General features: G+C 43.1%; 9 protein-coding genes. 5 read left to right on the plus strand and 4 right to left on the minus strand.

Annotated features, from left to right (window positions below):
• The first annotated feature begins 16 nt into the window (after positions 1 to 16).
• The 4 genes from BEGALDRAFT_RS04350 to BEGALDRAFT_RS04365 are packed head-to-tail and all read left to right on the plus strand — an operon-like array spanning position 17 to position 8,502.
• Entirely contained in the window at positions 17 to 3,484 is a 3,468-nt protein-coding gene (locus BEGALDRAFT_RS04350) for a YhaN family protein (RefSeq protein WP_002684049.1), read from the plus strand.
• 58 nt (positions 3,485 to 3,542) lie between these two features.
• Entirely contained in the window at positions 3,543 to 6,785 is a 3,243-nt protein-coding gene (locus BEGALDRAFT_RS04355) for a CHAT domain-containing protein (RefSeq protein ID WP_081484135.1), read from the plus strand.
• A 39-nt stretch (positions 6,786 to 6,824) separates the two neighbouring features.
• Positions 6,825 to 7,655: a PD-(D/E)XK nuclease family transposase gene (locus BEGALDRAFT_RS04360; RefSeq protein ID WP_002684054.1), complete on the plus strand. Its 831-nt coding sequence runs from the start codon at positions 6,825 to 6,827 to the stop codon at positions 7,653 to 7,655.
• Position 7,656: 1 nt separating this feature from the next.
• Positions 7,657 to 8,502 (plus strand): PD-(D/E)XK nuclease family transposase, encoded by an 846-nt coding sequence (locus BEGALDRAFT_RS04365; protein ID WP_002684056.1) that lies wholly within the window; start codon positions 7,657 to 7,659, stop codon positions 8,500 to 8,502.
• Positions 8,503 to 8,534: 32 nt separating this feature from the next.
• Here BEGALDRAFT_RS04365 and BEGALDRAFT_RS04370 read toward each other — a convergent pair whose 3' ends face one another.
• On the minus strand, positions 8,535 to 10,805 hold the full coding sequence (locus tag BEGALDRAFT_RS04370) for a CHAT domain-containing protein (RefSeq protein ID WP_002684058.1): 2,271 nt from the start codon (positions 10,803 to 10,805) through the stop codon (positions 8,535 to 8,537).
• A 204-nt stretch (positions 10,806 to 11,009) separates the two neighbouring features.
• Between BEGALDRAFT_RS04370 and ureE the strand changes: the two genes are divergently transcribed.
• Positions 11,010 to 11,453 carry an urease accessory protein UreE gene (ureE, locus tag BEGALDRAFT_RS04375; RefSeq protein ID WP_002684061.1) on the plus strand — a complete coding sequence of 148 codons (444 nt, stop codon included), beginning with the start codon at positions 11,010 to 11,012 and terminating at the stop codon, positions 11,451 to 11,453.
• Between the two features lie 15 nt (positions 11,454 to 11,468).
• On the opposite strand, the gene BEGALDRAFT_RS04380 is transcribed toward ureE, so the two are convergent.
• The 3 genes from BEGALDRAFT_RS04380 to BEGALDRAFT_RS04390 all read right to left on the minus strand — a co-directional run bounded on the left by BEGALDRAFT_RS04380 (position 11,469) and on the right by BEGALDRAFT_RS04390 (position 14,916).
• Positions 11,469 to 12,983: a CoA-acylating methylmalonate-semialdehyde dehydrogenase gene (locus tag BEGALDRAFT_RS04380; RefSeq protein WP_002684063.1), complete on the minus strand. Its 1,515-nt coding sequence runs from the start codon at positions 12,981 to 12,983 to the stop codon at positions 11,469 to 11,471.
• A 112-nt stretch (positions 12,984 to 13,095) separates the two neighbouring features.
• Positions 13,096 to 14,337, minus strand: a complete 1,242-nt coding sequence (locus BEGALDRAFT_RS04385) for a M48 family metallopeptidase (RefSeq protein WP_002684066.1) — start codon at positions 14,335 to 14,337, stop codon at positions 13,096 to 13,098.
• 246 nt (positions 14,338 to 14,583) lie between these two features.
• Positions 14,584 to 14,916 (minus strand): XisI protein, encoded by a 333-nt coding sequence (locus BEGALDRAFT_RS04390; RefSeq protein ID WP_002684068.1) that lies wholly within the window; start codon positions 14,914 to 14,916, stop codon positions 14,584 to 14,586.
• Between the last annotated feature and the right edge of the window lie 209 nt (positions 14,917 to 15,125).

Below are 15,125 nucleotides of genomic sequence, written 5' to 3' on the forward strand. Positions count from 1 at the left end.
TTAACTTTAAAAAATCATGAAACTTTTGCATCTCAATCTAGCCGCTTTTGGACGTTTTACCAATAAATCTTTAGATTTCTCTGCAACAGATACAAATTTTCATGTCATTTATGGCGCGAATGAAGCAGGAAAAAGTACCACACGACGCGCTTTAACCCATTGGTTATTTGGGATTCCTGAGCGGACTAATGATGCTTATTTACACGCGCCCGACCAGTTACGCATTGGTGGAAAATTGCGCAGTCTGACAGGGGAAGAATTATTATTTTATCGACGCAAAGGGCGCAAAAATACTTTGCTCGATTGGCAAATGAATCCCTTGCCTGAAGAATCATTGCTCCCTTTTTTAAATGGGATGACAGAAGCACGATTTACCGCGCTGTTTTGTTTTGACCATGAACGCTTAAGACAAGGCGGAGAGGATTTATTGCACGGTGGGGGGGATGTTGGCGAAAGTTTATTTGAGGCAGGAACAGGTAGTTTAAAACTCCGTGAGTTACTCACTGAATTAGACCGCGAAGCCGATGAATTATTTAAAGCCCGTGCCAGTAAACCGCGTTTAAATCAGACAATTAAAGCCTATAAAGAAGCCTGCCAACGGATGAAAGAGTGTTCACTCTCCGCTACGCGCTGGTCAGAGCAAGCCAAATCATTGGACGAAGCGTATATTCAACATCAACAGTTAAGCGATAAATTGCGCACGTTACGCGCTGAACAGCACCGCCTCGCCCGTATCCAACGCACTCGCCCCTTATTACACCGTCATCAAGCCTTAAGCCAAGAATTAGCCGAGTTACGCGATGTGATTACCCTCGCGGATGATGCCAGTGCGCGTCGAATTCAAGCCAATTTAACCTTAAATACGGCGCAATCTCAAGAAAAGCAAATCCGCCAAACCATTGCCGACTTACAAGCCCAAGTAGAAAGCCTGATTATTCCCGATGCCTTATTAACGCATAAAGAAACGATTTATAACTTACGCGAGCGTTTAGGCAGTCATCAAAAAGCCGCACGCGACTTGCCCGGTGTGCGTACAGAAATGCGCACTATTGAAGCAGAAGCACAAACTTTGCTACGGCGAATTTATCCGCATTTAACATTAAGCGATGTACCGAGTCTGTTTATCAGCAATCCACAACGTGAATGCTTGAAACAACTTGCCGATGCTTATCCTGCTTTGCGTGAAAAACAAACGAGCTTACAAGACCGTTTAGAAAAAATTCAACAGCAACTGATTCAACAAAAAAATAGCTTAGAGATATTAGCCTTACCGCCCGACTTAACCGAATTAAAAGCCGCTTTAGGACGCGCTTTAAAACAAGGCGATTTAGAAGACAGCCTTGCGAAAGAAGATAAAGAAGTCCGATTATTAACGGTTAAAGCCGACATCGGCTTAAAACAACTGGGGTTATGGGTTGGCAGTTTAGAAGCCCTAGAACAAGTCGCCCTCCCGCCAGCAGAACGGGTCGAACACTACGACCGTCGTTTTAAAGAACTCGATAACGACCGCCAACGGATTAAAGAAAAACTATTAGAAACCCGCCAACGGGTCAGCGCAGCCACGCAAAAGATTAACGCTTTACAATGGGCGGGCGAAATTCCCACCGAAGCTGACTTGCACAAAGCCCGCGAGTTACGGCAACAACGTTGGCAATCACTGAAACACACCCAAGCCAACGCAGAAATGTATCAATCTTATGAAGAAACTGTGCAACAAGCCGACGACATCGCCGACCGCTTACGCCGTGAAGCCCATCGCGTCGCCGAACTCGCTGCCCTGATGGCAGAACAACAAAACGCCCAACGCGAACAAGAACAACAAGCAAAAAAATGGCATGGTTTAAATGACCAACTTGCCGCCCTAACCAACGAATGGGAAGCCATTTGGCAACCGCTGAATATCAAACCCTATTTACCCGCCGAGATGCGTGGCTGGTTTAACGACTGCCTACAATTGCGCCAACAAGCCGAACTCCTGCGCGAACGTCGCCAACATCTAGAAGTTAAACAACAACTCATTGCTAGTCTTTGCCAATCGCTCACGCAAGCACTCGTCAAACTGCCACAAAACAGCCTACCCCTCACCCGTTTAGCCGACTTAATCGAACAAGCACAAGCCTGCATCGCAGAAACTACTGATTTACAACATCATCGTGAAGACCTAGAACGCCAAATTCGCAACCTCAGCATTGAACAACAACGCCTAGAATCCACCCATCAACAAGCCAGCGACGCACTCGCCACATGGCAAACTGATTGGACAAAAGCCTTACAACCGCTACAACTGTCCGCCGATACCGCACCCGATACCGCTCGCAACGTCTTAGACAGCTTAGAACAAGTGCTGAATAAAATTGATAAAATCAGTAGTTTACGGCGACGTATTGAACGCATGGACGAAGACGCAGAAGTTTTCCGCCACGATGTCGAGCGCGTTGTGCAAAGTTTAACCCCTGAATTATTTAACGAACCTGTTGAGCAAAGCGTGCCCATGCTTTCTAATCGCGTCAGCCAAGCCGAGCGTGAACTGACCCGCTTTGAACAATTACAACAACGTCTCCACAGCGAAAATGACCGCTTACAAAAAATTATCGACTCAGTTCAAACCACGCAAGCCCAACTACAAGCCTTACTCACGCAAGCCCGCTGTCAAGATTTAAAATCCTTAGAAATCGCCGAACAAGCCTCCGCCAAGAAACAAACCTTACAACGCCAACTCCGCGAGCTAGAACAACAGCTTGCAGAACATGGCGAAGGTTTATCTTTACTAGACCTCACCCACGCAGCCGATGCCGTTGATATTGAACAACTCACCGAACAACTGGAAAACTGCACCACACAAATACAAGCCCTAGAACAAGAACGCTCCGAATGGGATCAGAAAATCGGTGAACTCCGCCTATTACTGAAACAAATGGACGGCAACGCCGATGCCGCTCGGGCTGCGGACGAGGCACAACTTGCCCTTGCCGAAATGCAAGAACTCAGCGAACGCTACACTCACATTTATCTAGCCGCCAGCGTATTGCGCAAATCTATCGAACGCTACCGCGAACAGCACCAAGCCCCGCTTTTACAAAGGGCGAGCGAACTTTTCGAACGCCTAACGCTCGGCAATTTTCAAGGCTTACAAGTTGGCTTTCACAACCAAACAGACCAACCGATTTTATTAGGACTACGACAATTAAACGGCGAAGGCATCGCCACCACAGGCATGAGCGACGGCACACGCGACCAACTCTATTTAGCCCTTCGTTTAGCCAGCATAGAGCGTTATTTAACCCGTCAATCACTTATGCCGTTAATTGTGGATGATATCTTGTTGAATTTTGACGATGACCGCTCATTAGCGACTTTAACCGTTTTAAACGAACTTGCCCAACACACACAAATATTATTTTTCACCCATCACCGCCGTTTAGTCGAACTCGCTCAAACAGCCGTAACAGGGTTGAAGGTGCATGATATGCGCAATGTGGCGTAGTTTTTTGATTTTAAAATTAAAACCTGATAGATTTTGTTAAATTTATCGGGTTTTTTTAATGCGTTTTTTAGGAGAATGGGGAATGGATGAGCGATTGATTGAGGCGGTGAAGGCGTTTCTTCAGGTTTCTAGTAATGAAGAATTAGGGCAAGTTTTGCAGGCTTTTCCTGAATTATTAACGCAGGAAACAGAAATTAACGCCATCTTTGAATTTGGGATTGCACAAGCACGCGGAATAAATGAAATAGAGAAAGCAGAATTTTTTGAGCAACGCCATCAAATGCTAAAAAAAATTCAACAAAATTTTGCGCAACAAAATAACAATCCTTTTATATCCTTTATTCAACAAGCTCAAACCGCAGAACAACAGTATCTCCGTACAAGTGACAGAAATAGTTTAGATAGAGCCATTCAGGCATGGGAACACATCTTACAGCATCCAGAATTTGAAAAAATGGGAGCTGATTTTAAACTGAGGGTACTTAATGATAGCGCAATTACATATTCGCGCCGTTATCGGGCAAGAGGTCAGTTAGCTGATTTAAATACAGCGCTGAGAGCATGGGAGTTTGCGGTTGCTAACACCCCGCCCGATTCTCCTGACTTGCCCTCTATGTTCAACAATTTGGGCAATGGGCTAAGTAACCGCTATTCGCGCTCAGGAGAGTTAGCGGATTTGCAAGTGGGGATTGAGGCCTACCAACAAGCCACAGATAAAACCCCGCCCGATTCCCCTGACCTGCCCTCTCGGCTCAACAATTTGGGCACTGGGCTTCGAAACCGCTATTCGCGCTCAGGAGAGTTAGCGGATTTGCAAGCGGGGATTAAGGCTTTCCAACAAGCCATAGAGAAAACTCCGCCCAATTCCCCTGAGCTGTCTGGCTATCTCAACAATTTGGGTGCTGGGCTTACAGACCGCTATTCGCACTCAGGAGAGTTAGCGGATTTGCAAGCGGGGATTGTGGCTTACCAACAAGCCATAGAGAAAACCCCGCCCGATTCCCCTGACTTGCCCTCTCGGCTCAACAATTTGGGCACTGGGCTTCGAGACCGCTATTCGCGCTCAGGAGAGTTAGCGGATTTGCAAGCGGGGATTGCGGCTTTCCAACAAGCCATAGATAAAACCCCGCCCGATTCCCCTGACTTGCCCTCTCTGCTCAACAATTTGGGCAATGGGCTTCGAGACCGCTATTCGCGCTCAGGAGAGTTAGCGGATTTGCAAGCGGGGATTGCGGCTTTCCAACAAGCCATAGAGAAAACCCTGCCCGATTCGCTTGTCTTGCCCGCTATGTTCAACAATTTGGGCATTGGGCTTACAAACCTCTATTCGCACTCAGGAGAGTTAGCGGATTTGCAAGCGGGGATTGAGGCTTACCAACAAGCCATAGAGAAAACCCCGCCCGATTCCCCTGACTTGCCCTCTCGGCTCAACAATTTGGGCAATGGGCTTCGAGACCGCTATTCGCACTCAAGAGAGTTAGCGGATTTGCAAGCGGGGATTGCGGCTTTCCAACAAGCCATAGAGAAAACCCCGCCTAATTCCCCTAAGCTGTCTGGCTATCTCAACAATTTGGGTGCTGGGCTTCGATACCACTATTCGCGCTCAGGAGAGTTAGCGGATTTGCAAGCGGGGATTGCGGCTTTCCAACAAGCGGTTGGGTTAGGCGAAAAACATTCAATTGCTGATTGGCTCACTTCAGCCCGTAACTGGCTCAACTGGGCATTTGAACGCAATAGCTGGACGGAAATAGAAGAAGCCTATCCAGCCCTCCAAAAAGCCAGTAAACAATTGGTTGAAAAACAATTATTGCGTGAGCATCAAGAAGCCTTTTTACAAGATACACAAGGTATTGCGGTTAAAGTCGCTTACGCACGGATTCAAACAGGGCAACTTGAAAAAGCGGTTGAAGCCTTAGAACAAGGGGTTGCGCGTTTATTAAGTAATGCCTTAGCGCGTTCTAACGCCGATTTAACCCAGTTACAACAAGATAGTCCTGAGTTATATGAGCGTTATCAAGAGTCTTTGCAAGCCGTTAATACGACACAACGCTTTTATCAAAATGCCACTGATGACCTCCGCGAAAAAGCACAATCTGATTGGCAAACCGCAGAAAAGCAATTTAACGAATTGCTAGAAAACATTCGCCAGTTACAAGGACATGAAAACTTTTTACTCATTGCAACCGATATCAACACGGTTAAACAAGTTTCCCAACAACAGCCATTAATTTATGTTTTCTTTACAGAAAAAGGCGGTTATGCCTTAAACGTTTTTCAGGGGCAAATTCAAGCAATTGCTTTACCTGAATTAACAAATACCGTTTTATCAGAAAAAGTAAATAGCTATTTTCAGGCTTATAACAAACGTAAAGAAAATAGAGACGCTTGGTTTAATGCAATTGAGACAATGACAACATGGTTGTATCAAGCTGTCATGCAACTGATTTTACAAAATATCCCCACAGATTCACAAATCACACTAATTCCTATCGGATTATTAAATTTATTACCGCTTCATGCTGCTTATGCTACGACGGATAATAAACGCCGTTATGTGCTTGATGATTATATGATTAGCTATGCACCGAACGCGCTTTCTTTACAAACCGCTCGTAAACGCACACAAATCCCCAGACAGAAGTTATTAGCAATTGAAAATCCTACAGAAGATTTGATTGCTTGTACTATTGAAATTGAAGCTCTCGAAAAATATTTTGAGGAGCGTAAGATTTTTACTCATGAAGAAGCAACCCAAGAAGCTGTTAAAAATGCGCTGAATAATGACTATTCCGTACTACATTTTTCTTGTCATGGTGGCGCAGAACTAGAAGACCCATTAAAAACAGGGTTGTTAATGGCACATAATGAAATGCTGACCGTGCAAGATTTCTTAAACGCACAACTCAATGCGCGTTTAGTCAGTTTATCCGCTTGTGAAACGGGGATGATAGGCGTAAAACAAGTTGAGGAAGTGGTGAGTTTACCCACCAGCTTATTGCAAGCGGGTGTAGCTTGTATTGTGTCGTCCTTGTGGAGCGTAGATGCATATTCAACAGCATTTTTAATGATAAAGTTTTATGAATATTTCAAAGATAAAGGAAACGAGCCTGTTATTGCGTTAAGTAAGGCACAACAATGGCTTAGAATGGTAACTAAAGTAGAATTATTAAAATTAAGCAAAACTTTTCCTACTACAATGCAAGGAAAAATTGAACAACAATTAGGTGAATGCATTTATTCTAATGATAAACCTTATGAAGCAGCTTATTATTGGGCTGCTTTTTACGTTACTGGGGAATAAATTACTTTTCCCTTAAATTAACCAAGATTAGAGTAAAACATGATAGAAGTCGCCCCATTAAAATTCGGTGTGGTATTTAAACACGCTTTTAGTCAACTTAATGTTTTTAAGAGCTTTGTTAAAGATGTGTTAGGGATAGAGATTAATATCGATAAAGTTCACACCGAGTATGAATATCCCACCCAAATCGGTTTTGTGAAAAGTAAATATGATTTATTCGCTGAGGACGTGGAAAAGCGCATTATTGTCGAAATTCAGCATATTAAAGAAGAAGACTTTTTTGATAGGTTTCTGTATTACCATTTAATCAGTTTAGTAGAGCAAATCGGGACTTATCAGAAATATCAGTTTGATAAAACGGTTTATACGATAGTTGTCTTAACCAGCGTTCCCCGTGATAAAAGCGTAAAGTTTAGTTGTGCGGTCAGTGATATGAGTCCGATAGATGAACATGGTAAAAAACATGATATTTACCCACATCGTTTAATTTTCCTTTGTCCGCGTTTAGTGAATGAACAAACGCCCATAGCGATTAAAGCATGGTTAGAGTTAATCGAGGATTCTTTAGACGGGAAGTTAGAAGAAAACCGTTTTACTGCGCAAAAATTTCAAGAAATATTGAACGCAATTCATCAGCAAAAAATTGACCCTGCGTTATTAGCGCAAATCAAAGACGAAGCTGCTTGGGAAGAAGTGAAGCGGGAGGAACGCAAAGAGGGATTTGAGGAGGGTGTGCAACAAGGCGTTCAGCTTGCACATTTAGAAACGGCTCAAAAGATGTTAAAAAAAGGATTTAACTTAGAGGAAGTTGCCGAATTAACAGGATTAACGATGTCTGAGTTAAACCGATTTATACAGGAAAAACCTTAACATGATAGAAGTCGCCCCATTAAAATTTGGTGTGGTATTTAAACACGCCTTTAGTCAAATCAATGTTTTTAAGAGCTTTGTTAAAGATGTGTTAGGGATAGAGATTAATATCGATAAAGTTCACACCGAGTATGAATATCCGACCCAAATCGGTTTTGTGAAAAGTAAATATGATTTATTCGCCGAAGATGTAGAAAAGCGCATTATTGTCGAAATTCAGCATATTAAAGAAGAAGACTTTTTTGATAGATTTCTGTATTACCATTTAATCAGTTTAGTAGAACAAATCGGGACTTATCAGAAATATCAGTTTGATAAAACGGTTTATACGATAGTTGTCTTAACCAGCGTTCCCCGTGATAAAAGCGTAAAGTTTAGTTGTGCGGTCAGTGATATGAGTCCGATAGATGAACATGGTAAGAAACATGAAATCTATCCACATCGTTTAATTTTCCTTTGCCCGCGTTTAGTGAACGAACAAACGCCCATAGCGATTAAAACATGGTTAGAGTTAATCGAGGATTCTTTAGATGGGAAGTTAGAGGAAAACCGTTTTACTGCGCAAAAATTTCAAGAAATATTGAACGCAATTCATCAGCAAAAAATTGACCCTGCGTTATTAGCGCAAATCAAAGACGAAGCTGCTTGGGAAGAAGTGAAGCGGGAGGAACGCAAAGAGGGATTTGAGGAGGGGGTTGTGCGGGGATTGCAACAGGGATTACAAGAAGGCGAAAAACGCAAAGCGGTTGAAACTGCTTTGAAGTTGTTAGAAAAAGGGTTTCATGTAGAAGATGTCGCTGAAATTACAGGGTTAATGTTGTCTGACGTAAAGGCATTAGGAACATAGTTTTTTATAGTTGTTATCATTCTTTCTTTTCTTTATAGCCAGTTTCCTATCATCAGAAATGCCGCCCAAAATGCAGGATGGCGGTATTTTTCTTGTTTTAGCATAAATAATTGCGCGTTTTGTAGGGCTTTGGCTTTCGACATGCCTTCTTTTTGGAGTTGGCGATAAAATTCGGCGATAAGTTGGGTGGTCGCTTGGTCGTCGATTGACCAAAGCGTTGCTAAAGCACTGCGTGCGCCTGCTTTTAAGGCAATGCTGGCGAGTCCTAAAGCGGCTTGGTCATCACCGACTGCCGTTTGGCACGCGCTCAGGGTTAATAATTCCATCGGTTCATTGCGTAAGTTATTTAGACGAATCACTTTTTCTAGGCGATTCATGTCTAAGCGTCCATCGTAGGTGAGTAAAAAAGTTTTTTGCGGGTCGCTGTTAAATTGCCCGTGTGAGGCGATGTGTACGACATTGTAAGGGGTAATGTTGAGCGCGTTGGAGAAGTTGGCAACGGTGAATTCTCGATTCATTAAGATGTTCGCTTTATCTCCATAAAGTTGTTTTAGTATATTGATTTCTTGGTTGATATTGCTCAATGCGGGGTAGCCTTGTACGCCTTCGGATAAGCCTGTTAGTAAGACGTTAAGTTGTTTTTTATCAATGGGTTTTGGGTCTGTTAAAGTAAGTCCTAGGGTGGTTACGACGGCGTAGCGTTCAATGAGGAATTGTTTACCGTCATGTAGGGTAGCAAGTGGAATCGTGCGTAAAACGCCATCGGGAATCAGTACCAGTGTGTTTATAGCTTGTTTTTGGAGTTCGGCTTCTAAGGGGCGTATCAGCCAGTTATAAAGGCGTTGCGCATAGGGAAGATAGTCCGTTGTGTTGCGGGTTTCGAGTTCGAAGCGAAATTCGTTCACTTCGTCTTTTAGGGCATTTTGGGTAAAGGGGATAGTAAATTGTTGAATTCCATCGGGGAGACTCAATAGCATTTCTATGCGGTTATTGAGCAAAATGGGGTAAATAACAGCCGTGTGGGGAATGCCTGTGTCTAAGATGCGTTGTTTCGCTTGGGAATTGGTGACGCATTCGTCTTGGAAATAGTCTTGTAGTTCTACGGTTTTCAGTTTTTCTATGGTGTCGCGGGCTTCATCTAGCCAAATTTTTTTATTTTCTGCCGTTTTTGCCGTTTGTAGCAGTAAATCAGCCAGTTCAAAATATAGGGGGCTGATGGTATCGCGGAACGATTGGGTTGTATTGCGATAGCCGAAAGCGATTTCTTGACGGATAGGTTGAAGTTGGGCGATGGCTTGACGATAAGTGGGGATTGCGTCGTTGATTTGGTTTTGTTTGGCTAAGATGCGCCCAAGTTGCCATTGCCAGCGGTAGAGAATTTCGGGAATATGGCTTTGTTGTGCAAAGAAAATGGCTTGTTGGGTGAGTTTTTGCGCGTCTGCAAGGCGGTTTTCGCGTTCGTAGAGTTGTCCTAAATAGCCTTTTGCATAGGATTGTAGGCGGTTATCTTTGAGTTGTTCGGCAAGGCTTAATGCAGTATTGAGGCTGTTGTAGGCGAGTGTCACGCCATCGGGATTTTTTTGCGTTTGTAGTATTCGTTGTGTGAGTTCGCCAATGCTGATGAGGTTAAAGGCTTTTGTGTATTGGCTAGGGAATTGGTTCAAGGTGTCATAGGCTAGTTTTAAGGAGTCTAAGGCTTGGGGAATTTGGGTATTTTTCCAGTAAGCATGGGCGCGATTGATAAGAATACGTATTGATAAGATAGGGTCATCGGCTTGTTGGGCGTTGTGCAAACTTTGGGTATAGATGTCGATAGCGTCGGTGTAGTAGGCTTCAACGGTGAGGACATTGGCGTGATTATTCAGGACGGTAGCCCGTAGGCGTTGTGAGGCGTTATCAGGAATATTGAATAAACTGCGGTCGGCATAATCGCGGGCGAGGCGTTCTTGACGGGTGGCTAGGGCTAAATCGCTGAGTCCGACATAAAGAGCGGTTAAGCGGAGTTTATCGTTGTTTGCAAGAGTTAGTGCTTGTTGTAATGCATCGATTGCTTTTTGGCTCAGTCCCATAGCTTGATAGGCTTGTGCTAGTTGGCTAAGAATGTCAATTTTTTGCGGTACGGATAGTTTTTCGGTATTAAGCCGTTGTTGCCATTGTTGTACGGCTTGTTCATATTGCCCTTGTTGGAAAAATAAACGCGCGTTTTGTTCATAAGGTTGAATAAAATCGGTAATTTCTGCTTCTGCTGATAGCACAGTGTGACAGAATAGGGATAGCAGGAAGCAATAAGCAATATATTTCATAAGTGGTACAAAATCCGTGAATTAGGTGCAAATTTAACTGTTTTTATAATTTATAGTAACCGTACCATAAAGTGATTTAAATCTAGGACTGGCAGTCCTGTGAGGACTGCCAGTCCTTCATGTCGTTTTATAATACGTTTGCAATAACCATTTTTATAAAAATTTTGCAAAAAATCAACTAATTATAAATTAAGGGCGTGCATCATGTTAAAAGTTTTAGAACGTCTTGCTTATCCACAACCTGCAAGCCTATTTTTAAGTTTATCGTTTGATTTACGTCAAAAAAGCCGTTTATGTACGCAGTTAAACGATGGGACAGCGGTCTTGCTGGATTTACCCCGAGGGCAAATTTTGCGCGGGGGGGATTGTCTAAAAGCGGAAGATGGTCGGATTATTGAGGTACAAGCCGCTTTAGAACCCGTGACGCATGTTGAGATTGTTGAGCCTTTATTATTAGCGCGGGTGTGTTATCACTTGGGCAACCGCCATATTGCTTTACAAATTACATCGCAATGGCTACGTTATCAGCCTGACCATGTATTAGATGATATGTTACGACACTTCGGCTTAAATGTACGTGTCATCGATGCCCCGTTTGAACCTGAAGGCGGCGCATATCAAACAGGACATCATCATCACGCACATTAAACCGACAGTGACAGCTTAATGTTCACTACCGCCTTTAAAATGGAATTGTGCACCGCGTAAACCTGTCGTCCAACGGGTCGTAATGGTTTTTAAACGGGTGTAGAAATGCACCCCTTCTGCGCCATGAATGGAATGGTCGCCAAATAATGAGCGTTTCCAACCGCCAAAACTGTTATAAGCCACAGGCACAGGAATCGGCACATTTACGCCAACCATGCCAATATTAACCGTATGGGTAAAATTCCGTGCACAATCTCCATCACGGGTAAAAATCGCCGCACCATTACCATATTCATGCACATTGATTAACTGCACCGCTTCGGCGTAGCTATTGACCCGAACCAAGGACAACACAGGACCGAAAATTTCTTCTAAATAAATACGCATGGTTGGCTTCACGTGGTCAAACAAACAACCGCCTAAGAAAAAGCCTTTTTCTCCACCCGCGACTTGCACCCCACGCCCATCAACGACTAATTCCGCCCCTTCTTGCACACCAATATCAACGTAACCTTTCACTTTTTGCAAATGTTGCGCAGTAATTAAAGGACCCATTTCTACGGTTTTATCCGTATAAGCACCGATTTTTAAGCCTTGAATCCGTGGGATTAACTGCTCACGCAAACGTTGTGCCGTTTCCTCACCCACAGGCACAACCACAGAAATTGCCATACACCGCTCACCCGCAGAACCATAAGCAGAACCAATAATTGCATCAACCACTTGATTCATATCCGCATCAGGCATCACCACCAAATGATTTTTTGCCCCACACAAGGCTTGAACCCGTTTACCATGTTCACAACCAACACGATAAATATACTCACCGACAGGCGTAGAGCCGACAAAACTCACAGCGGCGACATCAGGCGAGGTCAACAGCGCGTCCACCGCCTCTTTTTCACCATTAACCACATTAAATACCCCATGTGGTAAGCCCGCTTGTGTCAATAAATCCGCCAACAATAAACTCGTTGTTGGCACTTTTTCCGACGGCTTTAACACAAAAGTATTGCCACAAGCCAACGCTATCGGAAACATCCACAACGGCACCATTGCAGGAAAATTAAACGGCGTAATCCCTACACACACCCCCACAGGCTGACGCAATGAATAACTATCGACCACATTCGCCACATTTTCGCAAAAATCCCCTTTTAACAAATGCGGAATACCCGTTGCAAATTCGACAACCTCTAAACCTCGCGTTAAATCACCCAACGAATCAGGCAACGTTTTCCCATGCTCTTGCGACATCGTTTGCGCGATTTCATCTTGATGTTGCAACACCAATTCACGGAATTTCATTAAAATTCTGGCTCGTTGCAACGGAGGCGTACTCGCCCATGCAGGCAAAGCATCACGGGCGACTTGAATCGCCTGCGCTACCTCAGCTTTACTAGCCAAAGGCAATTTTGCACAAACATCACCCGTTGCGGGGTTATATACATCCCCCATCCGTCCACTACGCCCTACAACCTTCTCCCCATTAATATAATGATACAGCGTTCTTATCGTTTGATGAGCCATAATTAAATCACTAATAATCAAAGAAATAATAAAAATATTAAAATCAAGACTTGCAGGATAAAATCGATTAACGGCTTTAAATCCTGCTCATCCTGATTCAAACCGTTAAGGACTACGCCCCCATATTTAAATGCGCAATGCGCACTGGTGCGGGCGGATGAGAATCATAAAACGCCGAATACAAAGGGTCAGGCGTTAACGTATTCGCATTTTCACGATACAACTTAACCAACGCATGAACTAAAGCCTCCGATTGCGCTTGCTGTGTTGCAAAACTATCTGCCTCAAACTCATGCTTGCGAGCTGCCCACGCCATTAAAGGGCTGAGGAAAAAAGTAAAAACAGGCATAATCAACATAAACAACAACAACGCCATATAAGTGCTTGCGTCAGCAATTTGAAACGCCTGATAAAAAAACGCCTGTTGCATCAACCAACCCAACAACGCCAAACTTCCCAACATTAATAAACCCATCCAAACTAACCGCTTATGAATATGATTATGCTTAAAATGCCCCACCTCATGCGCTAAAACCGCCTCGACCTCATCCGTATTTAAACCTTCCAACAACGTATCAAAAAACACAATCCGTTTATGCTTGCCTAAGCCCGTAAAATAAGCGTTTCCATGCCCTGAACGTTTTGAACCATCCATGACAAAAATACCATCATTCGCAAAACCATTACGCTGTAACAACTGACTAATTCGCTGCTTTAACTCGCCATCTTCTAATGGCTTAAACTTATTAAACAAAGGCGCGATAAAAGTTGGATAAATCAACAACATCAAAAACGTAAAACCAAGCCAAACCAGCCAAACCCACAACCACCAAAATGCCCCCGCTACCTCCATTAACCACAAAACTAATGTTAATAACGGCAAACCAATCACCAACGACAACCCCAACCCCTTTAAAGTATCGCCAATAAATGTGCTAATACTCATACGATTAAAGCCAAACATCGACTCAATACGAAAAGTTCGATACCAACTCAAGGGAATATCTAACAATGACGAAATCAGCATAAAACTCATGATAACCGCCACCCCCGTCCACAACGGCGACCACGCCAATGTCCGCCAACTTTGGTCTAACCAAGCCAACCCACCGCCCAACGTCCACACCAATAAAATTCCCGTTTCCAACAACAACATCTTTTGTGCAAAGCGGGTTTTAACTTGCGTATAAGTCGCCGCTTTTTGATGCTCGGCTAAAGAAATTTTCTCAGCAAATAAAGCAGGTACTTGATACTGATGCGCTTGCACCGTTTTAATATGTCGCTGTGCTAACCACCACTGCAAACCCACACTTGCAACAACAGCCAATAAAAACACAACCGTCAATTCATTCATGCAGATACTCTCTATATTTATGATTTTACAAAAGGAATAAAAAATTATTTTGTATTATTAACGCTAAGGTAAGGGTTAAACAATGTTATTAAAATAGGGCTTCTACAAAAATTCAACATTTTAAAATGCACTCTATGCTTACTAACTCGAATAAAAAAAGACCTGCTAGGTTTTTAAAACCTAGTAGGTCTCTGTTTTATTTTTAGAATCCTGCTGAATTTAAGCTATCTTAACAAAAGTGAATTGTTAAGCTGCTCGTTGCCATTTAGGACGACGATATTCAGGGATAAAACCTAACACAATATGTTCAGGTGCAACGCCAAGAGCCACTAACTCATTATCTAATTCAACTTCAGTGCTATTATGTTGAATCCAGATTTTTTCATCTTTAAGGTCAAAGTGCATAAGGCAATGATGAACACGCTTATCATTACACCAGCCGACACTCAGTAATTGATAATGCCCACGTATTTGATCTATCCACACTTGTAATTCTACTTCTTCATTGTGTGGCTTTAATAAGGCATAACGTTGTAGTAAAGCCTCTAATGCATTGTGATAGTTGATTATTTCTGCCATCTAATAATCTCCTCTGTTTGTACATCATAAACTAATAGCAGGATTTAAAAGACTGATTCGCGTTAGATTATTAAGCAGGAGTGCAATCGCTTCAGCTATTGCGTCTTTTTTCTTTCCGCTACGCGGGGTAAAGGAAGAAAACCCCCTATCCTTGTAAAATGGCTAAAGCGATTTTACTCCTGAACTAACTGTTTAGTTGATAAAATCTT

The sequence above is a fragment of the Beggiatoa alba B18LD genome (assembly GCF_000245015.1).
Classification (GTDB): Bacteria; Pseudomonadota; Gammaproteobacteria; order Beggiatoales; family Beggiatoaceae; genus Beggiatoa; species Beggiatoa alba.